We start from the raw sequence: 22,301 nt of genomic DNA, 5'->3' as shown, positions 1-22,301 counted from the left end.
CCTCGCCGGGAGGTCTCGCGCGCCACCGGGCTCCATGGTCAGCGCACCTGGGCGTCGGGGTCGTCGGTGGTGACCGACGGGGGCAGCCCAGCCGCCCCCGTTCCCACCCGTTGTCGCGGTACAGCCCAGGAAGGAGCCGGTGACGCTGTGCGCGCCCGTCGCCGCCGCCCAGCGGGCGACGCCGTGCTCGTGCTCCTGGTGGACCCCAACGCCCCGGACACCGAGTGCGGACCCCGGTTCGCCGTGCGGTAGCTCCAGTTCAGGTCCCCACCCTGGTGGTCCTGCTGGACGACGCCCCCGTTCGTCCACACCTCGCCCGAGCGCGGGTAGCCGAGGAGGCCCGTCTCGCAGCCCTTCGACCGCCACAGGCCGAGGGAGGAACCGGAGACGTCCCAGGCCCCGTCGCCGGGCTCTGGTGGATCGCCCCACCGGCGGAAGGTCGCGAACGACCCCGTACCGCGCGCCGTGCGCTCCTCGCACGCGGCCACCGGACCGAGCGGTCCCTGCTCGCCCCCCCCCACCTGCGCGTACCGGGCAGCCACGGAGCCCGTGAGGCACTCCCGCGCAGCGGCGGGAACGGCACTCCCCACCACCACGCCCGCAGCCACCAGTGCCGCGGCGATCCACCTGGACCGCAGCCGTCGCCTCGTCGTCGCAGTTCCCCCGATCGACCGGTCCCCCGCCCCCGGCAGCAGCCGGGCCGGTACGACCTGCGGACGCGCAGCGCCTCGCACGCGGGGTCTTCCACCGAACCTGCTCGAGTTCGGGGCGGCCTGCCGGCTCGACGAGGGTTCGGGGACCCGCGACGGCCGCAGGAGATCGCCCAGCGCGGTGGGGGTTCCGCCTCAGGAACCCTGAAGGGTTCCGCGGTGGGTCGCCGCGAACGGGATCTGCTCCACGTCGTGGTAGATCGGCAGCCCGAGGTCCTCGGCGATGGCCACGTCCTGGTCCGCTCCCCGGGAGGCACCGGGCAGGCGCAGCACGCCGTCGCAGTGCTGCAGCAGGCGCTGCGCCGTCGGGTACATCACCTGCTCGGCCAGCGGGTGCGCCGGCCCGTCGCCACCGCCACCGCGCAGCACGGGCAGGGCGACCCACTCACCGATCATCGGCACGTGCCCGCGGCGGAAGATCGGCCAGGCCGCCTCCTCCAGCCGCCGCAGGTTGGCCTCCAGCAGGGCGGGGTCGTCACCGGTTCCCGACCGGTAGGGACCGGCGATGAGGATGAGCAGGGGCCTGGTCGAAGGCGGTGCTTCGGTCGTGGTCGTCGGCATGGCAGTACCGTAGACGACAACGTGCAAGAACGTGAAGCAATTTGCGAGAACGGGAGAGAACGCGCATGTTGGGAGCCCAACGCCAGGAGGTGCTGCTCGCCCGCCTCCGCACCGACGGCCGCCTCGTCGCCAAGGACCTGGCCCTCGAACTGGGCCTGTCGGAGGACAGCATCCGCCGGGACCTGCGGGAACTGGCCGCAGCCGGGCTGTGCCAACGCGTCTACGGCGGCGCGCTGCCGGTCTCCCCCGCCGTCGCCGACCTGTCCACCCGCAGCGGCGTCGCCGTCGACAGCAAGCGACGCGTCGCCGAACGCGCCGCCCAGCTCATCACCCCCGGGTGCACGGCCATCCTCGACGGGGGCACCACCGCGCTGGCTCTCACCCGCGCTCTCCCACCGGACCTCGAGGCCACGATCGTCACCCACAGCCCCACCGTGGCCGCCGCCCTGGTCGACCACCCCGGCATCGACCTGCACGTCATCGGCGGCCGGATCTTCAAGCACTCCGCCGTCGCCTGCGGAGCCGCCGCGGTCGAAGCCGCCGCCGGCGTCAACGCGGACGTCTTCCTGCTGGGGGTGACCGGCGTCCACGCCACCGCGGGCCTGACCACCGGCGACTCCGACGAGGCCGCCATGAAGCGCGCGCTGGCCCGCCGCGCCGCGGACACCTACGTCCTGGCCAGCGCGGAGAAGATCGGCACCGCCTCGCCGTTCACCGTCCTGCCGCTGGCGGAGGTCGCCGGCATCGTCACCGACGGCACCGACGCGGACGGCTCCACGCTGGAGTCGTTGCGCGGCGGAGGAGTCGTCGTGCTGCAGTGATCCACCGTTTGCGCCGCAACCGATCACGCGCACCGGACCATCGGCGGCGGCGGGCGCGGTAGCCTCGTCGCCGCCCGGCCGGCGGGGGCCGGTCGCCGATCCGGGGAGGCTGTGTGCGTTACCAGGTGCTGGGGCCGCTGGCGGCCTTCGAGGCGGAGCGACGCCTGGACCTCGGTGCGCCCCAGCAACGCGCCGTCCTCGCCGTCCTCCTCGTCGAGGCCGGGCGGACGGTGAGCACCGCCACGCTGCTGGAGCGGGTGTGGGGCGAGGACGCCGGACCGGCGGCCTCCACCTCCCTGCAGGTGGTGATCTCCCGGCTGCGCAAGCGGCTGTCGGTGGGCGGGGCCTCGCCCATCCTGACGGCGGCACCGGGTTACCGCCTGGAGGTGGCGCGCGAGGACGTCGACGCCCACCGCTTCACCGACCTGTTCGCCGCTGCGCGCCGGTCGGTGGCCCAGGGCGAGGTGCTGGTCGCGCGCGAGCAGACCGGTGCGGCGCTGGCGCTCTGGCACGGGCAGCCGTACGCGAACGTGCGCGCCGACGTGGTCTCCGACGAGGTGGCGCGGCTGGACGGGTTGTGGCTGGCCGCGACCGAGCTGGCCGCGGAGCTGGACCTGGTGCTGGGCCACCACGAGGACGTCGCAGCCCGCCTGCCCGCCGTCGTCGCCGCCCACCCGCTGCGCGAGGGACTGCGCGGAGCGCTGCTGCTGGCGCTGTACCGCTGCGGCGAGCAGGCGGCCGCCCTGGCGCTGTACGAGCAGACGCGCACCCTGCTGGCGGAGGAGCTCGGCACCGACCCCTCTCCGCAGCTGCAGCGGCTGCACGAGCTGGTGCTGCGCCAGGACCCGGTGCTGGACGCGCCCGCCGCCGCGCCCGCGGGCGGCACGAGCTCCTCCCCCGGCCGCACCCCCTCGCCCGGTGCGACCTCCCCGCACGCCGGTGCGCGTGGACGGGCGGGCGGCGCGGACGGTGCGGCAGCGGGTGCGGCAGCGGGTGCGGCGGTGACCGCCGCGGAGGGCGGGCGCGAGACGATGGTCGGGCGCGAGGAGGAGCTGACGCAGTGCCTGCGCGCGTGGAGGCGCGCCGCCGCGGGCACGCCCAGCACCGTCGCCCTGGTGGGCGAGGCGGGGATCGGCAAGACGCGCCTGGCGCAGGAGCTGGGGCGGCGCGTGCACGCCGAGGGCGCGGAGGTGGTGTGGGGGCGCTGCACCGACGGCGGCGGGGCACCGGCCTACTGGCCGTGGCGGCAGGTGCTGACCGCGCTGGCGGCCTCCCGGGGACCGGCGGCCACCGCCCGCGCCCTGCAGGGGCGCGGTGCCGCGGCGGCGCTGCTGCTGCCGCAGGCGGGCGGCGCGGGCGGCGCGGGTGGCGCAGCGGCCGATCCCGGGGACACCGGCGCCGGGCGCTCCGGTGCGCCGGACGTGGCGGCCATGGCGCCCGAGGCGGCGCGCACCCTGCTGTTCGAGGCGGTGACGGCGTTCCTGGAGCAGCTGGCCGCCGAGGCCGCCCTGACGGTGGTGGTCGAGGACCTGCACTGGGCCGACCCGGAGACGCTGCAGCTGACCGAGCACGTCGTCACCCGGGCCACCGGCGCCCCCTTGTGCCTGGTGCTGACGGTGCGCGACCCGGAGGCGGCCGCCGCCGAGGCCCGCGACCGGGTGCTGTCGCTGGTCAGCCGGCTGCCGCACGCCCAGCAGGTGGTCCTGCGCGGGCTGTCCACCACCGACGTGCAGCGCTACGCGGCCCAGCAGCTGGCGGCACCCGTGGAGCCGTCGGCCGCGCAGCGGCTGCACGAGCGCACCAACGGCAACCCGTTCTTCATCGCCGAGCTGGTGCGGTTGCTGGGCGAGGAGCGCGCCAGCCGCGGTCGCGCGGACCTGCAGGTGCCCCGCAGCGTGCAGGCCGTCCTCGAGCGGCGCCTGGTGCACCTGGGGACGGGAGCGCGGCAGGTGCTGGAGGCCGCGGCGGTGCTGGGGCGCGAGTTCGAGGTCCGGCTGCTGGCCGAGCTGCTCAGCAGGACGCCCCTGGAGCTGGCCGACGACCTGGACGCCGCGACGGCGGCGGGGATCGTGCACGCCGAACCGGGCACGGCCGGCACGTACCTGTTCACGCACGCCCTGGTGCAGGAGGTGCTGCTGGCCGCGACCGGGCCGATGCGGCGGGCGGCGCTGCACGCGCGCGCCGCGGACGTCCTGGAGAACCGGCACGGCGGCGACCTGGCGCCCGTGGCCGCGTACCTGGCCCACCACCACGTCGCGGCGGGCGCGCTCGGCGATCCCGAACGGGCGGTGCGCGCCTGCCTGCTGGCCGCCGAGGTCGCCGGCCGGCACGCCGCCCACGCCGAGGCCGAGCAGCACCTGCGCACCGCGCTGGGGCAGGTGTCGGCGAGCGCCGGCTCGCTCTCGGCGCAGCTGGAGCTGGAGGTGCGGGTGCGGCTGGGCTCGCTGCTCACCCTGCTGCACGGCTACAACACCCCCGAGGTGGCCGAGCAGCGGCGCCGGGCGGTGCGCCTGGCCGAGCAGGTGGGCACCACCCACCACCTGCTGTCGGCGCTGTGGGGCGCGTGGGGCGTCGCCCTGGTCTCCGGCGACCTGCCGGCGGCGGAGGCGGCGGCCCTGGAGCTGGCGCGGGCCGCCGACCGGCGCGAGGACCTCATGCTGCGCCTGGCCCACCACCACGCGCTGGGGCAGGTGCGCCTGCACCAGGGGCGCCTGCAGGAGGCGCGCGCCGACCTGCTGGCCGCCACCGCGCTCGCCGAGGAGCACCGCGAGCAGGTGGACCTGGCGCTGTTCCTGCAGCACCCGGCGGTGACCGCGCCGGCGTGGTTGGCCGTCGTGCTCACCCTGCTCGGCGAGGACGAGGAGGCCGAGGGGTTCTCCCGGCGGGCGCGCGAGGCGGGAACGGCGCTGGGGCACGACTACACCAGCGCCTACCGCACGGTGCTCGAGGGCTGGCGCGCCGCCTTCCGCGACGATCCGCAGGCGGCGGCGCAGGCCACCGAGGCGGGGTTGCGGCTGAGCACCGGGCGCGGCTTCGACCAGCTGACGGCCTTCGCCACCGCTCCCCACGGGTGGGCGCTGGCCCGGCTGGGGCGCACCGCCGAGGGCGTGGCCGAGCTGGAGCGGGCGCTGGAGGTGTTCGGGGCGCTGCCCGGCGGGCACATGTTCGGCCACCTCATGCTCGGTGCCCTGGCCGAGGCGCTGGCCGCCGCCGGGCGGTGGCCGGAGTCGGCGCAGGCGGCCCGCCGCGCCGTGCGCGAGGCCGAGCGCACCGGCGAGCGCTTCTTCCTGCCGCGCGTGCACCTGGCCCTGGCGCAGGCGCTGGCCCGCACCGGCGCCGGCCCCGCGGAGGTCGAGGCCGAGGTGCAGCGCGCGCTGGCCGCGGCGCGGGCCACCGGCGCCGCGGGCTTGACCAGGGAGGTGGGCGCCCCGCCGGGTGCGGCTGCAGGTCAGCGCGCGGCAACCGTCTGACAAGGCGGGGGCGCCAGGGTGGCCCGCACGCACTTCGAGCCCCCAGGAGGACGCCATGACCACTCCCGACGTACCCGGCGCGCCGGGCCCGGGCGCTCACGAGCCCGGCAGCGGCGACGGAGCAGGACCGGGCCCGCAGGAGACCGGCCCGGCGGGGACCGAGCAGGAGGAGACCCTGGAGTCGCTCTTCGGGCTCACCGCGCCACCGGTGCGGCCTCCGCGAGGCGCTCCGGGGTGAACCCCGCCGCGCGCCGGCCGAGCGGGTCCCCGGGTTCCGGCGGGTCCCGGGCTGCGGCGGTTCCGGGGTTGCCGCCGGGACCACCCGCCGGCCGTCCGGCGAGTGCTCAGCTGCCGCCCGCACCGCCGGGGGCAGTGGGCACGATGCGCCCCCCGACGACCGTCATGACGACGCGGACGCCGTCGTGGCGGTCGTCGACGACGACGAGGTCAGCGTCCATGCCCACCTCCAGGCGCCCCTTCGAGCGCGCCACCCCGGCCGAACGGGCCGGGTTGGCGCTGACGATCGGCCACAGCTCCTCCAGCGGCAGGCCGGTGGCACGGCGGACGTTCCCCAGCGCGGCGTCCATGGTCAGCACGCTGCCGACGAGCTGGCCGCTGGGGAACCGGACGGCGCCGTCGCGCACCGCCACGGGACGCCCGGCCATGGTCAGCTCCTGCTCGCCGGTGCTGCCGGTCGGCCGGATCGCGTCGGTGACCAGGACGACCTCCTGCAGCCCGCGGGCGCGCACCAGCGCCCGCACCGCTCCCGGGTGCACGTGCACGTCGTCGGCGATGACCTCGGCGTCGAAACCGGGCAGCGCCAGGGCGGCGCCGACGGCACCGGGGACCCGGGCGGAGAAGGGCGACATGGCGTTGAAGGCGTGGGTCATGTGGCTGGCGCCGCGCGCGAGGGCGGCGTCGACCTGCTCGTAGGTGGCGTCGGTGTGCCCGATGCTGACCGCGACGCCCCGGCGCACGCACTCGTCGATGAGGTCGCCGGCCCCCTCGCTCTCCGGTGCCACGGTGATCAGCCGCACCGCTCCGGTGTCCAGGAACGCCGCCGCCTCCTCCCGGTCCACACCGCGCACCTGGTGCGGGTCCTGCGCCCCGCAGCGCACGTCGCTGAGGTAGGGACCCTCCATGTGCGCGCCGAGCACGCGCGCTCCCGCCGCGCCGGCGCCCGTGGAGGTGTCCACGGCCTCGGCGATGGCCTCCAGCGCCCTCAGCGTCTCGGCGCGGTCGGCCGTCCAGGTCGTGGGCAGGAACGAGGTGACCCCGTGCGAGGCGAAGAACGAGGCCATCGTCAGCAACCCGGGCACGTTCCCGTCCATCGCCTCGTGCCCCAGCGCACCGTGCACGTGCACGTCGATGAAACCGGGCATGAGCGTGTACCCGGACACGTCGACGACCTGCCGCCCGCCCGCTGCGGCCGGTGGTGGGGCGCCCGCGCCGAGGGCTGCGATCGCACCGCCCTCGGTGCTCAACCAGCCGGTCCCGGCGGGGACCCTGGACGAACCCAGCAGGTGGGCTCCGACGAAGAGCAGGTCGACCACGGTGGTGCGGCTCCCTGGAGGGTCGGTGCGGGACGGACGGTGTGCTCGCGCCGTCGGAACTCCGGCACCGCGTGCAGCGGACGGTCTCCCGGCGGGGCGGCACGGTCCGCGGGTGATCTCGACCGGTCGGACTCAAGCACCGCGGCCCGGGGGTGTCAACGGGTCCGCCTGCGACCGGCGGCGGAGCGGCGCACCGTTGACGGCGGCTCCGCCCCGCGGTAGGAGAGCTCCATGGCAGAGACCACCAGGGGACCGGCCTCCTACTTCCCCGCCATCGAGGCCCGGTACGGACACCCGGTCGCGCACTGGCAACACCTGCTGCGCGAGCACCGCGCCCAGCACCCCGACCTCCGGCACATGCAGCTGGTGGCCTGGCTCGAGGACGAGCACGGCATGGGGCACGGGCACGCCAACGCGCTGGTGGCCGCCACCCTCGCCGACGACCGGCGCTCCTGAGACGTCCACGACGACCGACGCCCCGGTCGTGCCGGTCGTGCCGGTCGCGCCGGTCGCGAGCCGTCAGGGCGCGCTCGGCTGCGGGTCCGCCCTCACGCGCCGGCAGTCGACGAGGACCTCGACGACGGAGCCACCGGCGGTCAGCAGCGAGAAGGCGTCGGCGGCCTCGTCGAGCGCCGCCCTGCGCAGGTCCGCGCCGGTGGGCAGGCGCACGAGGCAGGAGATGGGCACCGTCCAGCGCTGGCACTGCGAACCCGTTCCACCGCAGCCGAGGAAGAGCAGGCGCGAGCACAGGTGCCCGGTACCCGCGCGGCAGGTTCGGCAGGCGTCACACGGGGCGCCGCGATCTGCGCGGCCGTCACCGCGATGGTGCGCATCACCGACGAGTTCACCCCCCGACCCCACCACCTCACGGGCCTACCGCCGGCTGCGGCGCGCGCACGACGCCGCCTGCGCCGACCTGGACACCACCTTCCGCCGCCCCTCGTCGCTGGAGGGCGCCCGCGCCGACGGACGAGGTGCGGTGCAGGCTGCTGCCATGGCGATCGAGGTGCTCCCGCACGACCCGCGCTGGCCCCAGCAGTTCGCGCAGGTCGCCGCCGACCTGCGCCGCGCCCTCGTGGACGTCCCCTCGGCGCGGGTGGAGCACGTGGGGTCCACCTCCGTCCCCGGTCTGGCCGCCAAACCCGTCCTCGACATCGACGTCCTCGTCGACCCCGACGACCGCGCGCAGCACGCCGCAGCCGTCGACGCCCTCCGGTCGCTCGGCTACCGCCCCCTGGGTGACCTCGGCATCGCAGGCCGCGACGCCTTCGCAGCCCCCGACGAGCAGCCGCGCCGCAACGTCTACCTGTGCCGGGCGGGCACCCTGCACGTGCGCAACCACCTCGCCGTGCGCGACGTCCTGCGCCGCCGTCCGGACCTGCGCGACGCCTACGCCGCCGTCAAGCAGCGGCTCGCCCAGGACCCGGACATGGACATCGACGCCTACCTGGCCGGCAAGAGCGCGGTCCTGCAGCAGGTCCTCGCGACCGCCGGCTTCACCGACGACGAGCTGCGCGCGATCCGCCGGCTGAACGACCCCGGTCACCGGGAGCCGTAGCCGCCGGCGGTCGAGCACCGGCGGCGGCATCCCCGTCCACGTCGTCCTCCACGCGCAGCAGGGTCAGCTGCCGGGTGGCGCGGGTGAGGGCGACGTAGAGGTCGCGCTGGCCCCGGGGTCCCCCCGCGGCGACCGCGGCCGGGTCGAGCACGACGACGTGGTCGTACTCCAGGCCCTTGGCGGCCCGGGCGGTGAGCACGCTGGTGCGCGTGCGGGCGTCACCCGCACCAGCGACCGGGGAGTCGTCGTCGGCCTCGGGTGCGGGAGCCTCCTGCAGCGCCCGCCGGACGTGCTCGAGCTCCTCGGCGGGGCCGATCACCGCCACGGTGCCGGGCGCGTCGGCCGCGGCGCGCAGGGCCGTCTCGGCGGCGCAGCGGTGCGCCTGCCGGCGCGTCGCGGTGAGCACGGTGGTGGGGTGACCGCTGCGGCGCGCGGCCCGGGGCGGCCGCGCCGCCGGGTCCGCCTGCCGCAGGACCTCGGCGGCCACGTCCATGACCTCCGCCGGAGTGCGGTAGCCGGTGGTCAGCTGCCGCAGGCGCCAGTGCCGGGCGTCGTCGGCGGCGCCGATCCACTCGCGCACCTGGGCCCAGTCGGTGGGTGCCCCCAGCGCGCCCGCCTGGTGCAGGTCACCGACGAGGGTCATCGAGCGGGTGGGGCAACGGCGGGCGAGCAGCCGCCACAGCATGGGCGTGACCTCCTGCGCCTCGTCGACGACGACGTGACCGTAGGCCCAGTCCCGGTCGGCGGCGGCGCGCTCGGCGCTCGTGCGCGCGTCGGCGCTCTCGTAGCGCTCGACGAGCAGTTCGGCGAAGGCGTCGGCGTCCAGCAGGTCACCGGCGCTGACCTGCTCGGCCTCCTCGTCGTCCTCCAGGTCGGTGGAGCGCGATCCGTGCAGCACCTCCAGCACGCCGTGGGCGTACTCGCTCCAGCGGTGCCTCGCGGTTCGCGCCCGGTGGCCGGTGGTGTCGGCGCCTGCCTGCGGGTCTCCGAGCAGTTCCGCCGCCTCGTCCAGCAGCGGCACGTCGGAGGCGGTGAACGGCTCCTCGGGACCGCGCAGCAGCAGGGCCCGCTCCTGCGCGCCGAGCCGGGGAGCGGCGCGTCGCAGGCGCTCCGGATCGGCGAGCAGCTGGCGCAGCAGCTGCTGCGGCCTCAGCGCGGGCCAGCACCGCTCGATCAGCTCCTGCACGTCGTCGGCCTGCTGAACCTCCAGGCGCAGTTCCGCGACGTCGGCCTCGTCGAGCAGGTTCGGCCCGCCGCAGGGGTCGGCGCCCAGCTGGTCGGCGTACTGCGCGGTGAGGGCTTCGACGAGGTCGCCGGCGAAGGCGGCGCGGGCGCGGTTGTGCGGCCGGCCGCTGCTGCGGGCACGCTCCCGGCAGCCGGCCAGCACCTGCGGCGCCACGGTGAGGGGGAAACCGGCCACGTCGAGCTGCACGGGTCGCTCGGGGACCTCCTGGCGGTCGGCGACGGCCGCGGCCACGACGTCGGCCATCTCCAGGCGGCCCTTCAGCTGCGCGGTGCGAGGGGTGTCCTCGCGCTCGGCGTCCACGCCGGGGAACAACCGCCCGGGAGTGGCCATCACCACCGCCGTCTCGCCCAGCGCCGGCAGCACCCGGCTGACGTGGTCCAGGAAGGTGCTGCTCGGCCCGACCAGCAGCACCCCGCGCTCCTCGAGCTGCTCGCGGTGGGTGTACAGCAGGTAGGCCGCGCGGTGCAGCGCCACCGCGGTCTTGCCCGTACCGGGCCCGCCCTGCACCGCCAGCACTCCCGGCAGGGGTTGGCGGACGATGTCGTCCTGCTCGGCCTGGATGGTGCTGACGATGTCGCGCGCGAACCCGCTGCGCGGCAGTTCCAGCGCGGACACCAGCGCTGCGGAGGGGGCCGCAGCGTCGGCATCCGCGTCGCCGGCCCCCGGGTCGCTCCCCCCGCCCGCGCCGCTGGAGTCGTCACCGGCGACCTCGGCGAGGTGCTCGTCCTGGACGTCGAGCACCTCGCGGCCCCGGGTGGTGATGTGACGCCGGCGGCGCACACCCTGCGGGCTGCGGGCGGTGGCGGTGTAGAAGGGCCGGGCGGCCGGGGCGCGCCAGTCGACCAGCAGCGGGGACTGCTCGGTGTCGAAGAGGGCTGTCCGCCCGATGTGCAGCACCGACGCGTCGAGGAGGTCGAGGCGCCCGAAGCACAGCCCCTCCTCGGCCGCGCGCAGGCGGGCTGCGCGCCGACGCAACCCCGCAGCCAGGTCCTCCCGCTCCAGCCGCGCCTGACCCGCTCGGGCCCCGCCGTGCAGGACCTGTTCCAGCCGCCGGTGCGTGAGGGTCAGCGCGGCGTCCCGCGCGGCGTGGAAGGTGTCGAGGAAGCGCTGCTCCTCGTCGACGGCACCCACTCGGCGAACTCCTTCCGTGGTGCGGTGCGCCTGCGACGCAGAGGACCTCAGCGCTCCACCGCGCGGGCGAAGGTGATGCGCTCCGGCGAGCGGGCGACCTCGACGAAACCCAGCTTGGCCAGCACGGCGGTCGAGGCCACGTTCTCCGGCACGACGACGGCGGTGATGCGGCGCAGCCCGAAGCGGTCGATCCCGGCCTCCAGCAGGGTGCGGGCCGCCTCGGTGGCCAGCCCACGTCCCCACCGGTCCCGACGCAGCGCGTAGCCGAGCACCGCCTCGTCGTCGCCCTGCCGCAGCAGCAGCACCTCCCCGACCACCGTGCCGCTGCTCTGCTCCTGCACGGCCAGGACGATCGCCTCGCCCGCGCAGGCCGCGGCCTGCTGACCGGTGCGGTGCAGCAGCGCCTCCCGCGTCTGCGCCCGCGTGCGCGTGGGCCACGGCGTGTGGCGGGTGACCTCCTCGTCGCCGTGGAAGGCGACCAGGTCGTCCAGGTCCTCCTCGCGGTGCCCGCGCAACAGCAACCGCTCCGAGACCAGCGGCGCGGGGAACGACCACACGGAACCGGGCACGGCCCGACCCTAGCGACCCGGTCCCGGGGGCCACCACCCGTCGACCGCTCGAGGTCCCGTCGCGAGCCGCCGACCCGGCCGGGCGGGGACCGGAGGGAAAACCGCTGGACAACCTCGTGCGCGGCGGGTGATGGTGCCGCGTGTCCCTCCTCGTCCGCGCCTGGGAACCCGCCGATGCCGCAGCCACCGCGGAGGTGTTCCGGCGCAGCGTGCACGTCACCGCGGCCGCGGACTACTCCCCGGCCCAGCGAGCGGCCTGGGCCCCCGACGACATCGACGTGCAGGAGTGGGGACGGCGCCGGGCTGCCGCCGGCACCCGCGTCGCCGTCCACGACGGCGGCATCGCCGGGTTCACCGACCTCTCCCCGCAGGGGCACATCGGCATGTTCTACGTCCACCCCGAGCACGGACGCCGCGGGGTCGGCGCGGTCCTGCTGGCGGCGCTCCGGCGCGAGGCCGCGGCGCGCGGACTCCGGCAGCTGACCGTGGACGCCAGCCTCACCGCCCGGGGGTTCTTCGAGCGCGCGGGTTTCACGACCGTGCGCGAGCAGCGCGTGCAGCGCGGCGGGCAGGTGCTCACCAACGTGGCGATGCAGCTGGTGCTGCCCGGACCCGGCGACCGGCAGGACCAGCGCAGCGCTTCCGGCGGGTGTGGCGGTGCGGGCGGCGGCGAGGACGACCGAGCCGTCCTGCAGCGGGCCGCGGCGCGGCGGCGCGCCGGCTGGGCGGTGCTGGAGCAGTTGCGCGTCGTCGAACTGCTGTCGGCGCTGGGCCCGGTGCGCACCGTGGGCAGCGTGGTCTCCGACTTGGTGGTGGCCCGCGACCTGGACGTGGCGGTGCGGGTGGGAGCCGGTTTCGCACCGGCCGACGTGGTGCGCCTGCTGACGCAGCTGGTGCGCCTGCCGGGGGTCGAGGGTTTCGACCTCGCCGACGAGCGCGGCGAGCGGACGCCTGCCGAGCGGCGCGACGAGCGCTACCACCTCCCCGTGCGCGTGCGTGCGGCCGACGGGGAGCTGTGGAGGCTGGACCTGTCGCTGTTCCTGCACGACGAGCACGCCCACGTCGCCGAGCAGCACGAGCGCTGGCGCGAGCAGCTCGGCGACGCCGAGCGCGCCGCCGTGCTGCGCCTGAAGGAGCAGTGGCACCAGCGGCCGGACTACCCCGGGGGGTGGGCGGTGTGCCGCGCCGTCCTGGAGGGAGGCGCACGGTCGCGGCAGCAGGCCGAGCAGTGGCTGGCGGCCCACGCGTGAACGGCGACACGGTGACCGGCAGGCCCGCCCTGCGGTCCACGCCCTCCTCCGCTCCCCGCCTCCACCCGCCGGTCCCCCGAGCGGAGCGGCTGCAGGTCGTGTGGGACATGGACGGCACGCTCCTGGACTCCTCGCGCGTGGTGCCCGCCGCCTTCGTCGAGGCCGTCGCCGAGCTCGGGGGCCCGGCGGTGGACGCCCGTGCCGTCGTGGCCGCCTACTCCCTGGGGGTCCCGGAGGCCGTGCTGGCCCACCTGCTGCGCCGCCCGCTGCGCGCAGGTGAGGCCGAGGCCTACTACCGCCGCCTGGAGGGAGCCGAGGTCCACCCCTACCCGGAGGTCGCGCGGACGCTGCAGGTGCTGCGCGAGCGCGGCCACCCCGTCGCCGTCTTCACCGGAGCAGCCGTCCGGGGCGCGCGCACGCTGCTGAGCTCGGCCGGGCTGGAGGTGGACCTGCTGATCGGGGGGGACCTGGTCCAGCGGCCCAAGCCGGCGCCCGACGGAGTCCTCCTGGCAGCCCGCGAGCTGCGGGTGGAGCCTGCGGAGGTGCTCTACGTCGGCGATGCCCCGACCGACCTGCTGGCTGCGCGCGCTGCCGGTGCCCGTGCCGTCGCCGCGGCCTGGGGGCACCTGTACGACCCCGCCGCCGCGGCCGACGACACCTGGGGCACCCCGGCGACCGCCGTGGACGTGCTGCCCCGCCCCGGTGCGAGCAGCTGACCCGGCGCCGGCCGACCACCGGAGGCGGCGGGGACCGCTGCGGTGGGGGTCGCGCCTGCGCCCGGAGCGATGACTCCAGGCCTGCTCCGTGGTCACAGGGGCATGACGACGACGATGACGACGAGCGTGGTGAGCGTGGCCGTGCCGGTGGCCGACCAGGACGCTGCGCTGGCCTTCTACACCCGGGTGCTGGGCTTCGAGCTGCGTCACGACGTGGAGGCGATGCCGGGAGCCCGGATGGTGGAGGTCGTGCCACCGGGCTCGCAGGTGGGGCTGGTGCTCCTGCCGCCCGACAGCCCCCTGCCGATGGCGGTGCGGCTGACGACGACCGACGCCGACGCCGCCCACGCGCGGCTCTCGGGCGTGCCGGGCGTGACGCTGCACAACGCCGAGGTGCTGCGCTGGGACGGCGTGCCGCCGATGTTCCACTTCACCGACCCCGACGGCAACGACCTGGTCTACCTGCAGCAGGCGGCCGCACCCGGCGCCGGCTGAGCCGCTCAGCGGCGCGCGTCCACGTCCTGACCCGCGGTGCCGTCCGCTCCCCCGTCCACCTGCGCGGCAGGCGGTGCCGAGCCGGCCACGATCTCCTGCAGCGCCGCGACGTGGGCCCGGTAGGCCCTGGCGCCCTGCCGGGTCATCGACAACCACACCCGGCGCGAGTCGGCGCCCGGGCGCTCCTGCTTCACGTACCCCGCCTCGACCAGGGCCGCGACCTGCTTGCTCAGCGCCGACGGGCTCAACTGCAGGTGCTCCTTGACGACCTGCAGCTCCAGCGTCGTGCCCGCGGCGAGCATCGCGCAGATGCGCAAGCGGTGCGTCGGGTGGATGACGGGGTCCAGCTGCGCCTTCACCGGTCCCGCCGACCCGTTCGCGAGGCGCCCCGCGCGCCGGGCCGCGAGGTGCCTGCCCGGCCGACCGGACCGGTGGACCTGCGGTGCGCCACGGCGCCGGCCGAGTACAGGGCGGTCGCCGCGACCGCCAGCACGAGCACCGGCCAGCTGCTCCTCGTGAGGTCGGCGAGCACGAGGGCGGCGACCACGCAGGCGCCCGCAGCGGCGACCGCTGCCAGGAACAGCCGGGAGGTGGGCAGCGCCCACGGAGCGCCCATCCGGTAGCCGGCCACCAGGTTGACAGCCGCGACGACCAGGGCGACGGCCAGGAAGGCGGCGGTGCGGTGCTGCTCCAGCAGGAAGGTCAGCGTCATCGCGCCCAGCAGCAGCGCGTTGGTCGGGTAGAGCCAGGTGGGCCAGGGGGTGTCGCGCACGGCCCGCTGCACCTGCTGGATGCCGGCCAGCGCCGCGCGGGCCTCATCGGGATCGGGTCTGCCTCCGGTGCTTGCCATGGGGGCAACCATGCCAGATGGTTTCCACCTCGGCAATGGTTGAGGAGGTGGAAACCGGTGTCGGCGCCCCGCGACCGGCAGCGGCCGGGCAGCGCGTCGCGCTCCCCACCACCACGACGCGGCGGCACCGCCGGGGTGCGCTCAGATCAGCCCGAGGTCGTGCATGGCGTCGGCCACGCGCACGAAACCGGCGCAGTTTGCCCCCAGGACGTAGTCGCCGGGGCCGCCGTACTCCTCGGCGGCCTCGAAGCAGCGGGCGTGGATGTCACGCATGATCTCGGCCAGGCGCTGCTCGGAGTGCTCGAAGGTCCACGAGTCCCGCGAGGCGTTCTGCTGCATCTCCAGCGCCGAGGTCGCCACCCCACCGGCGTTGGCCGCCTTGCCGGGCCCGAAGGCCACCCCGGCCTCGCGCAGCACCTGCACCGCGGCGACCGTCGTGGGCATGTTCGCCCCCTCGGCCACCAGCAGGCAGCCGTTGCGCACCAGCTGCTCCGCGGCGTCCCGGTCGAGCTCGTTCTGCGTCGCGCACGGCAGTGCGACCTCGCACGGCACGTCCCACACGGATGCGCCGCCGGCACCGGTGCTCACGTGGCGGGCCCGGGGAGCGCGCTCGGCGTAGGCGCTCAGCCGGGCCCGCTCCACCTCCTTGACCTGGCGCAGCAGCGCCACGTCGATGCCGTCCTCGTCCACCACGTACCCGCTGGAGTCCGAGCAGGCCAGCACCCGAGCACCCTGCTGCTGGGCCTTCTCGACGGCGTAGACGGCCACGTTCCCCGAGCCGGAGACCACCACCGTGCGACCGCGCAGCGACTCGCCCCGCGCGGCGAGCATCTCGGCGACGAAGAACACCAGGCCGTAGCCGGTGGCCTCCGGGCGCACCCGCGCGCCGCCCCAGGACAGCCCCTTCCCCGTCAGGACACCGGACTCGTAGCGGTTGGTGATGCGCTTGTACTGGCCGAACATGTAGCCGATCTCACGCCCACCCACGCCGATGTCGCCGGCGGGAACGTCGGTGTACTCACCCAGGTGCCGGTACAGCTCGGTCATGAAGGACTGGCAGAAGCGCATGATCTCCGCGTCGGAACGGCCCTTGGGGTCGAAGTCCGCCCCGCCCTTGCCGCCGCCGATCGGCATGCCGGTCAGCGCGTTCTTGAAGATCTGCTCGAAGCCCAGGAACTTGACGATGCCGAGGTTGACCGAGGGGTGGAAGCGCAGACCGCCCTTGTACGGGCCGAGCGCTGAGTTGAACTCGACCCGGAAGCCGCGGTTGATGTGCACCCGGCCGTGATCGTCCTGCCAGGGCACGCGGAAGATGATCTGCCGCTCCGGCTCGCAGATGCGCTCGATCATCTTCATCCGCCGGTACTCGGGGTGCTTGTCGAGCACCGCGCCCAGGCTGGACAGCACCTCGCGCACGGCCTGGTGGAACTCCGCCTCCCCGGGGTTGCGGCGCGCCACCTCCTCGAAGATGCGCTCGATGTCGGCGTGCACGTCGACGCTCATGGCTGCTCGCGGTCCTCTCCATCGACACCGCCGACCGCCGTGCGCGGAGGCGAGCCTCCGACGCTACAAGACCGGGCACGCCGACCGGACGACGCGCGAGCGCCCCGGGATCAGCGCGCGGGGCGCGGGGCGAGGAAGCGTCCCAGCACCAGGGTGGCCAGACCGCTCACGACGGTCGCCAGCAGGCCGATGCGCAGGCTCGTGCTGTCGGCGACGAAGCCGATGACCGGTGGACTGAGCAGGAAGCCCAGGCGCATCGCCCAGTTCACCAGCGACAGCCCCAGGCCGTGGGGCAGCCCGGGCAGCTCGTCGGCGGCGTGGAAGGCCGCAGGGATCAAGGTGGCCACGCCCGCACCGGCCAGCGCGAAGCCCAGCAGGGTCGAAGGCACCGACGGCCACGCCAGCGCCAGCGCCATGCCCAGGGCGGTCACGGCTCCGCCTGCGCGAGCGACGCGGCGCTGCCCGTACCTGTCGACGACGCGGTCCCCGGTCAGGCGCGCGATCGTCATCGCCACCATGAGCGCCAGGTAGCCGGTCCCCGCCACCCCGGCGCTCGCAGCGAGCTCGTCCCGCAGGTAGATGGCGCTCCAGGACGAGCCGGCGTCCTCCACGACGCTGCCGCAGGCGGCGACCAGCCCCAGGGCGAGCAGCACCACGACCACCCTGCGGCGGCCGGTGGACCCGCTCGAGGGCTCACCGTGCTCACCGTGCTCGCTGCTCGGGCCCTCCGGCGCGGGCCGGTCGGGACCGGGCAGCATCCAGCGCTGCAGCAGCAGGGCCACCAGGGCGAAGACCGCAGCCGTCGTCCACATCTGGCCCACCAGCGGCACCGCGAGCGCGGCGGCCGCCGACCCCAGCACGGCCCCCGTGGCCGCCCCCACGCTCCACAAGCCGTGGAAGGAGTTCAGGATGGAGCGCCCGTAGGCGCGCTGCACCCGCAGCCCGTGGGCGTTCTGCGCCACGTCCACCAGGGCGTCGACGATGCCGGCGAGGAAGAAGGCCACCGCGAGCAGGGGCCAGGACGGTGCCGAGACGGCAGCGGACAGCGCCAGGGCCAGCAGCACCAGGCCCGAGCAGGCGGTGACCGCGGAGCCGAACCTGCGCAGCAGCACCGAGGAGAGCGGAGCGGCCAGGAAGCTGCCCAGCGGCAGCGCGGCGATGGCGATGCCCAGCGTGGCGTTGCCGATGCCCAACCCGTCGCGCAGGTCCGGCAGGCGCGGGACGAGGCTGGCGTAGAAGACGGCGTTGAGGAAGAAGCACCCCGCCACGGCAGCGCGCGCTCGCCTCAGCGGAGCAGCAGGAGCAGGCGGGGTGTTCGCGGACGAGGGCGCACTGGCAGGCATGGTGGTTCGAACTCTCGGTCGTAGGGTCGCCGGCCAGGCTACGGGAACCCTGCTCCTGCCGAGCTGCTCACGTCCAGGGTCCAGGAACTGCTCGGGCGTCGTCCCACGGGCGAGCCGGCGTCCTGTCGCGAGGGAGCGGCCGACGTGCCGGGAAGCACCGCGTCAGCCCGCACCTCGCACGGGGCGGTACCGCACGGAGAACGCCCCCGACCGGAACTCGTGGCGGTCCACGCGCTCGAGCCGGACGCGCTCGCGCAGACCGGCCAGCAACGTCGGCCCGTGCCCGGCGAGGACCGGCTGCACGAGGAACTCGTACTCGTCGATCAGTCCCAGGTCCGCCAGCGCCAGGGGGAGCGCCACGCCACCCACAGGCCCTCCCCCGGCTCCTGCTCGAGCCGCTGGACCGCTCCCCCCACGCCGCCGCGCACCAGTTCGGCGTTCCGGTCGGCCCTGCCCAGCGTGCTGGACACGACGTGCTTCCGCGCCCGGTCGATGGTCTCGGCGAACGGGAGCTGCCACTCGTCCATCCAGTCGGGCCACGTGCCCGTGGCCGGCTTCCGCCACGCCGGTTCCACCACCTCGCAGGTCACCCGGCCGAGGACGAGGGCATCGGCTCGTTCCAGCTGACCGGTCCAGCAGCGCATCGACCCCTCGTCGGGGGGAGCCCCGCCTCGTGGTGGCAGCAGCCGTCGAGCGTGACGTTCATCGAGTACCGGAGTGGTCTCATCCCGCTGCTCCCCCCTCGATGCGCCCTGCCTCCACCGGATCGTGCTCAGACCACCGCCGGCGCCGTTCCTCATCGGCGGCCCTCACCCGGACGCGGGGCGGAGCGCTGCGGGCACGGGGACGGGGCCCCGATCCGTTCGCTGCCGGCCCCACGACGGAGGTGCCTTCACGTCGTCGGTCACGACGGGCTCGGTGGTCACCGGGCGGCCGAGGACGCCGACGGCTCCTCGACGCCGGCACCCGGCCGCTCGCTCAGACGTCGGCGGGGACCGTGGCGGGAGCTCGGGAGGGGCCGGTGCGGAAGGCGTCGGCGTGCTCGGCGGCCCACTGGGCGAACGTGCGGGCGGGTCGTCCGGTGACGCGCTGGACGGTCGGGCGGACGACGGCCGCCGTCACGGGCGGGGCGGTGGCCAGCCGGATGCCGAACTCCACGTCGTCCTCGCCGTAGCCGCACGAGCGCAGGCGCTCGCGCTCCTGCTCCTCGGTGAGCGGCTCGAAGGCGATCGGGCGCCCGAGGACGTCGCCGAGGACGCGGGTGCGCTGCCGGGGGGTCAGGGCCTCGGGTCCGGTGATGTCGTAGGTCCGCCCGGCGTGCCCGTCCTCGGTGAGGGCGACGGCGGCCACCGCGGCGATGTCCGCCTCGTGCACGACGGCGCTGGGCCAGTCCGCCAGCAGCCGCACGGCCCCGTGCTCGCGGACGCAAGGGGCCCACTCCAGGGCACCGGACATGAACTCGACCGGGGCGAGCTGCGTCCACCCCAGACCGGCCGCCGTCAGCGCCTGCTCCAGACCGCTCTCCTCCCAGCCGCGCAGCACCGTGGTGCGCCGGACGCCGGCGCGGATCGCCAGCTCCGCGAGTGCAGGGCCCGTGCTCAGAGGTGCGCCGTCCTGGCCGCCGAAGGTGATGAAGTGGACGGCGCTGACCCCGGCGAACGCGCCGGTGAGCGTGCCGGGATCGGTCAGGTCGCCGGAGACGACGTCCACCCCGTCGGGCAGGTCCGCCGTGGCGGGGGTGCGGGTCAGCGCGCGCACGCGGTGGCCGCCGGCCGCCAGCTGCCGCACCAGGTGGCGGCCGGCGGTTCGGCTACACCACCAGGAGCGGTGAGCGCGGCCGGCGCGAGGTGGAGCCGCACCGGCTGGTGCTGCTGGAGCACCGCTGGTACCTGGTGGCCTACGACCTGGCGCGGCAGGACTGGCGCAGCTTCCGCCTCGACCGGCTCACCGCGCCGCAGCGCACCGGTGAGCGCTTCCGCCCACGGAACCTGCCCACCGAGGACGCTGCCGCCTTCGTGCGCTCGGGCATCGTCACCGCGGGCCTCGTCAGCGCCTCGGCCTCGTACGCCGTGGAGGTCACCGTGCACGCACCTGCTCCCCGCGTCCGCGCCGAGGTCGACCTCTGGGGGGGTGGTCGAGGAGCTCGACGAGCGCACGTGCCGCGTGCGCATGGCCACCGACGACCTCGACCGGCCGCTCGTGCTCCTGGGTGCGATCGGTGCGGACTTCGACGTCACCTCCCCGCCGGAGCTCCTCGCGCGCGCGAGCGACTGGGCTCGCCGCTTCACCCGCGCGCAGCTCACGGCCACTCCCCCGGCAGGGGCCGGCTCGACGCAGTCCCCACCCCCGCCGGCGCGAGGACCGCGGCGCTGACACCGGTGGCCGGCGGCAGCGGTGGACCGAGCGGCCGCACGAGTGCCCGTACGCTGTGACGGGTGGCGCCGTGCACGACCCGCAGCGGCCGCTCACCGCGCTGACGGGGTCCGACCTCGCGGCGCGCAGGTCCCCGCCGGGCACCGCGCGGGTCTCCGGCGCACCGGGAAGGTCGAGGTCGCAGCAGTGACGGCAGCTCCGCACCCAGCAGCCGGGGGCGACCGGCCCCGCGCCGGCCGGCAGGTGGAGAGGTCAGCAGCCCAGGTGCAGGCCGCCCAGCGGCTGCTCGAGGCGCCGGCCGACCAGGCGCTGCAGCGCCTGGCGGGCCTGGCGGCGCGGCTGCTGGGCGCACCGGCCTCGCAGGTCTCGCTGCTGACCGAGGTGCAGACCACCAGCGTCGTGGCCGGGCAGGACCCCGCCCTGGTGGGCTCCACCGCTGCGCCGGCGGACCCGCTGTGCACCGTCACCGCCGCCGGCGGAGCGCCGCTCGTGGTCGAGGACGCCGCCGCGGACGCGCGGGTGGCCGCGCTGCCACCCGTGACCAGCGGTGCGGTGGGCGCCTACCTGGGCGTGCCGCTGCTCGGCCACGACGGGCACGTCGTCGGCGCGCTGTGCGTCTTCGACCCCGCCCCGCGCACCTGGAGCAGCACGGACGTGGAGGTGCTCACCGACCTGGCCGGCGCCGCCGCTGCGGAGCTGGAGCTGTCGGCGCTGGCGCTGGAGTACGAGTCCGACCGGCTGCGCTGGCAGCTGGCGGTGGCCGCGGGCGGGGTGGGCGGCTTCGACTGGGACCTGCGCACCGGCGCACTCGCCTGGGACGAGCAGCTGCTGCGGATGTTCGGCTACGAGCGGGCCGGCGAGGGCGGTCGCGAGGGTGAGGGCGGCAGCGGCTTCGACGGCACCATCGAGGCCTTCAACGCGCGGGTGCACCCCGAGGACCTGCCGCGGGTCGGCCAGGCGCTGCAGCAGGCCATCGAGGAGTGCGGCACCTACGAGGCGGAGTACCGCGTCGTGCTGCCCGGAGGCACCACCCGCTGGGTCAAGGCCCGCGGCGAGGCCGTGGCCGGTGCCGACGGGCGCGCGGTGCGGGTGCTGGGCGCCGCCTACGACACCACCCGCGAGCACGAGGACGAGGTGCGCACCGCGCGGGTGCTGGAGTCGATGTCGGCGGCGTTCTACTCCCTGGACCACTCCTGGCGCTTCACCTACGTCAACGCCGAGGCCGAGAAGCTGCTGCAGCGCCGCCGCGAGGAGCTGCTCGGCGGGGTGATCTGGGAGCTGTTCCCCGACGCGGTCGGCGCCGACTTCGAGACGCAGTACCGCCGCGCGGTGGACACCGGGCAGCCGGTGGCCTTCGAGGCCTACTACCCGCCCCCGCTGGACGGCTGGTACGAGATCCGCGGCTGGCCGGACCCGGACGGGTTGTCGGTGTACTTCCTGGACGTCACCGTCCGCCGCGCCGCGCAGCAGCAGGCCGAGGCCGAACGCGCCGCGGCCCAGGACGCGCGCCGCGACGCTGAGCGCACCGCGCGGCGGCTGGCGCTGCTGGCCTCCGTCAGCGCCGACCTGAGCGAGACGCTGGACACCCAGGAGGCCGTGGCCCGCCTGGCCCAGCACCTGGTACCCACGCTGGGGGACTGGTGCATCGTCACCCTCGTCCAGGACGACGGGAGCCTGCGCGACATCGGCGACTGGCACGAGGACGAGGCGCTGCGCCCGGTGGCGCGGGACTACCGCCGGGTGCGGATGTCCTGCCTGGACCCTGCCGCGCCCCTGCACCGGGCCCTGCGCGAGGACCGCCCCGTCGTGGTGGGCGCCCGGGCCACCGAGCGCCTCGGGGCCATGCTCGCCGAGCCGGCCCGGAGGCTGCTGCGGCAGCTGGCGCCGGAGTCCGCGCAGATGCTGCCGCTGCGCGCGCACGGGCGCACCGTGGGGCTGGTCACCCTCTTCCGCGGGGCGCACCGGCCGCCGCCGCTCGAGGACGACCTGCTGACCGCGAGCGAGGTCGCCGACCGCGCCGGGCTCGCCCTGGACAACGCCCGCCTGTACGCCCAGCAGCAGCACGTGGCCGAAGGCCTGCAACGCGCCCTGCTCACCGACCCGGTGCAGCCGGACCACCTGCAGATCGCGGTGCGCTACCGCCCCGCCGCCA

20 protein-coding genes and 2 pseudogenes are annotated in these 22,301 nt (G+C 75.9%); 10 read left to right on the top strand and 12 right to left on the bottom strand.

Annotated features, from left to right (window positions below; translation table 11 throughout):
* Positions 1-38: 38 nt before the first annotated feature.
* A complete protein-coding gene (locus ACRYM2_RS07060; RefSeq protein ID WP_432521076.1) occupies positions 39-488 on the bottom strand; it encodes an LGFP repeat-containing protein in 450 nt (149 codons plus the stop codon).
* Between the two features lie 357 nt (positions 489-845).
* A complete protein-coding gene (locus ACRYM2_RS07055; protein WP_432521010.1) occupies positions 846-1,271 on the bottom strand; it encodes a DUF4406 domain-containing protein in 426 nt (141 codons plus the stop codon).
* Positions 1,272-1,336: 65 nt separating this feature from the next.
* Here ACRYM2_RS07055 and ACRYM2_RS07050 point away from each other — a divergent pair, with 65 nt between their 5' ends.
* Positions 1,337-2,092 (top strand): DeoR/GlpR family DNA-binding transcription regulator, encoded by a 756-nt coding sequence (locus ACRYM2_RS07050; protein WP_432521009.1) that lies wholly within the window; start codon positions 1,337-1,339, stop codon positions 2,090-2,092.
* A 113-nt stretch (positions 2,093-2,205) separates the two neighbouring features.
* A complete protein-coding gene (locus ACRYM2_RS07045) occupies positions 2,206-5,562 on the top strand; it encodes an ATP-binding protein (RefSeq protein WP_432521008.1) in 3,357 nt (1,118 codons plus the stop codon).
* A gap of 344 nt (positions 5,563-5,906) precedes the next feature.
* Here ACRYM2_RS07045 and nagA read toward each other — a convergent pair whose 3' ends face one another.
* Complete coding sequence (gene nagA, locus ACRYM2_RS07040) at positions 5,907-7,115, bottom strand: N-acetylglucosamine-6-phosphate deacetylase (RefSeq protein WP_432521006.1); 1,209 nt, start codon at positions 7,113-7,115, stop codon at positions 5,907-5,909.
* A 231-nt stretch (positions 7,116-7,346) separates the two neighbouring features.
* Here nagA and ACRYM2_RS07035 point away from each other — a divergent pair, with 231 nt between their 5' ends.
* On the top strand, positions 7,347-7,571 hold the full coding sequence (locus ACRYM2_RS07035; protein WP_432521005.1) for a DUF4287 domain-containing protein: 225 nt from the start codon (positions 7,347-7,349) through the stop codon (positions 7,569-7,571).
* A 63-nt stretch (positions 7,572-7,634) separates the two neighbouring features.
* Here the strand turns inward: ACRYM2_RS07035 and ACRYM2_RS07030 are convergent, their stop codons facing one another.
* Positions 7,635-7,802, bottom strand: a complete 168-nt coding sequence (locus tag ACRYM2_RS07030; protein ID WP_432521004.1) for a hypothetical protein — start codon at positions 7,800-7,802, stop codon at positions 7,635-7,637.
* A 307-nt stretch (positions 7,803-8,109) separates the two neighbouring features.
* Here ACRYM2_RS07030 and ACRYM2_RS07025 point away from each other — a divergent pair, with 307 nt between their 5' ends.
* On the top strand, positions 8,110-8,673 hold the full coding sequence (locus tag ACRYM2_RS07025; protein ID WP_432521002.1) for a GrpB family protein: 564 nt from the start codon (positions 8,110-8,112) through the stop codon (positions 8,671-8,673).
* Here the strand turns inward: ACRYM2_RS07025 and ACRYM2_RS07020 are convergent.
* Together ACRYM2_RS07020 and ACRYM2_RS07015 are read right to left on the bottom strand one after the other, a co-directional pair.
* The gene (locus ACRYM2_RS07020; RefSeq protein ID WP_432520999.1) at positions 8,612-11,050 is read right to left on the bottom strand and encodes a HelD family protein; all 2,439 of its coding nucleotides are present in this window, start codon (positions 11,048-11,050) and stop codon (positions 8,612-8,614) included. The genes ACRYM2_RS07025 and ACRYM2_RS07020 overlap by 62 nt on opposite strands.
* Positions 11,051-11,097: 47 nt before the next feature.
* Complete coding sequence (locus ACRYM2_RS07015; protein ID WP_432520997.1) at positions 11,098-11,619, bottom strand: GNAT family N-acetyltransferase; 522 nt, start codon at positions 11,617-11,619, stop codon at positions 11,098-11,100.
* Positions 11,620-11,759: 140 nt separating this feature from the next.
* On the opposite strand from ACRYM2_RS07015, the gene ACRYM2_RS07010 reads away from it, so the two are divergent.
* The 3 genes from ACRYM2_RS07010 (at position 11,760) to ACRYM2_RS07000 (ending at position 14,080) form a co-directional block, all read left to right on the top strand.
* Positions 11,760-12,869, top strand: coding sequence for a GNAT family N-acetyltransferase (locus tag ACRYM2_RS07010; protein WP_432520996.1), 1,110 nt, complete (start codon positions 11,760-11,762; stop codon positions 12,867-12,869).
* 107 nt (positions 12,870-12,976) lie between these two features.
* Positions 12,977-13,585, top strand: a complete 609-nt coding sequence (locus ACRYM2_RS07005; RefSeq protein WP_432520995.1) for an HAD family hydrolase — start codon at positions 12,977-12,979, stop codon at positions 13,583-13,585.
* Positions 13,586-13,687: 102 nt separating this feature from the next.
* Complete coding sequence (locus ACRYM2_RS07000) at positions 13,688-14,080, top strand: VOC family protein (RefSeq protein ID WP_432520994.1); 393 nt, start codon at positions 13,688-13,690, stop codon at positions 14,078-14,080.
* Between the two features lie 5 nt (positions 14,081-14,085).
* On the opposite strand, the gene ACRYM2_RS06995 is transcribed toward ACRYM2_RS07000, so the two are convergent.
* The 6 genes and pseudogenes from ACRYM2_RS06995 to ACRYM2_RS06970 all read right to left on the bottom strand — a co-directional run bounded on the left by ACRYM2_RS06995 (position 14,086) and on the right by ACRYM2_RS06970 (position 19,564).
* Entirely contained in the window at positions 14,086-14,439 is a 354-nt protein-coding gene (locus tag ACRYM2_RS06995; protein ID WP_432520991.1) for a transcriptional regulator, read from the bottom strand.
* On the bottom strand, positions 14,436-14,930 hold the full coding sequence (locus ACRYM2_RS06990; RefSeq protein ID WP_432520990.1) for a hypothetical protein: 495 nt from the start codon (positions 14,928-14,930) through the stop codon (positions 14,436-14,438). The genes ACRYM2_RS06995 and ACRYM2_RS06990 overlap by 4 nt, the downstream gene beginning before the upstream one ends.
* Before the next feature lie 141 nt (positions 14,931-15,071).
* On the bottom strand, positions 15,072-16,433 hold the full coding sequence (gdhA, locus tag ACRYM2_RS06985; RefSeq protein ID WP_432520988.1) for an NADP-specific glutamate dehydrogenase: 1,362 nt from the start codon (positions 16,431-16,433) through the stop codon (positions 15,072-15,074).
* Between the two features lie 110 nt (positions 16,434-16,543).
* Positions 16,544-17,701, bottom strand: a complete 1,158-nt coding sequence (locus ACRYM2_RS06980) for an MFS transporter (protein ID WP_432520986.1) — start codon at positions 17,699-17,701, stop codon at positions 16,544-16,546.
* Between the two features lie 237 nt (positions 17,702-17,938).
* Positions 17,939-18,503: pseudogene (locus ACRYM2_RS06975) on the bottom strand (dihydrofolate reductase family protein).
* Positions 18,504-18,754: 251 nt separating this feature from the next.
* Positions 18,755-19,564, bottom strand: coding sequence for an NAD(P)H-binding protein (locus ACRYM2_RS06970; protein WP_432520984.1), 810 nt, complete (start codon positions 19,562-19,564; stop codon positions 18,755-18,757).
* Positions 19,565-19,623: 59 nt separating this feature from the next.
* Between ACRYM2_RS06970 and ACRYM2_RS23200 the strand changes: the two are divergent.
* From ACRYM2_RS23200 to ACRYM2_RS06955, 3 genes and pseudogenes are all read left to right on the top strand, one after another.
* Positions 19,624-19,668: pseudogene (locus ACRYM2_RS23200) on the top strand (hypothetical protein); the annotation flags it as partial.
* Positions 19,669-19,906: 238 nt separating this feature from the next.
* Positions 19,907-20,149, top strand: a complete 243-nt coding sequence (locus ACRYM2_RS06960; RefSeq protein ID WP_432521078.1) for a WCX domain-containing protein — start codon at positions 19,907-19,909, stop codon at positions 20,147-20,149.
* Positions 20,150-20,335: 186 nt separating this feature from the next.
* The coding region (locus ACRYM2_RS06955) for a GAF domain-containing protein (protein WP_432520983.1) at positions 20,336-22,301 on the top strand (1,966 nt) is incomplete at its 3' end.

The organism is Kineococcus aridisoli (genome assembly GCF_050871885.1).
In the GTDB taxonomy this organism is placed as follows: Bacteria; Actinomycetota; Actinomycetes; order Actinomycetales; family Kineococcaceae; genus Kineococcus.
This window is presented reverse-complemented; position numbering and strand designations above follow the sequence as displayed.

What these genes read in the sequence shown, in the direction of transcription:
- ACRYM2_RS07055 (WP_432521010.1), bottom strand. Translation starts at nt 1,271, where the DNA reads ATGCCGACGACCACGACCGAAGCACCGCCTTCGACCAGGCCCCTGCTC.
- ACRYM2_RS07050 (WP_432521009.1), top strand. Translation starts at nt 1,337, where the DNA reads ATGTTGGGAGCCCAACGCCAGGAGGTGCTGCTCGCCCGCCTCCGCACC.
- ACRYM2_RS07035 (WP_432521005.1), top strand. Translation starts at nt 7,347, where the DNA reads ATGGCAGAGACCACCAGGGGACCGGCCTCCTACTTCCCCGCCATCGAG.
- ACRYM2_RS07025 (WP_432521002.1), top strand. Translation starts at nt 8,110, where the DNA reads ATGGCGATCGAGGTGCTCCCGCACGACCCGCGCTGGCCCCAGCAGTTC.
- ACRYM2_RS07005 (WP_432520995.1), top strand. Translation starts at nt 12,977, where the DNA reads ATGGACGGCACGCTCCTGGACTCCTCGCGCGTGGTGCCCGCCGCCTTC.
- ACRYM2_RS07000 (WP_432520994.1), top strand. Translation starts at nt 13,688, where the DNA reads ATGACGACGACGATGACGACGAGCGTGGTGAGCGTGGCCGTGCCGGTG.
- ACRYM2_RS06990 (WP_432520990.1), bottom strand. Translation starts at nt 14,930, where the DNA reads ATGGCAAGCACCGGAGGCAGACCCGATCCCGATGAGGCCCGCGCGGCG.
- gdhA (WP_432520988.1), bottom strand. Translation starts at nt 16,433, where the DNA reads ATGAGCGTCGACGTGCACGCCGACATCGAGCGCATCTTCGAGGAGGTG.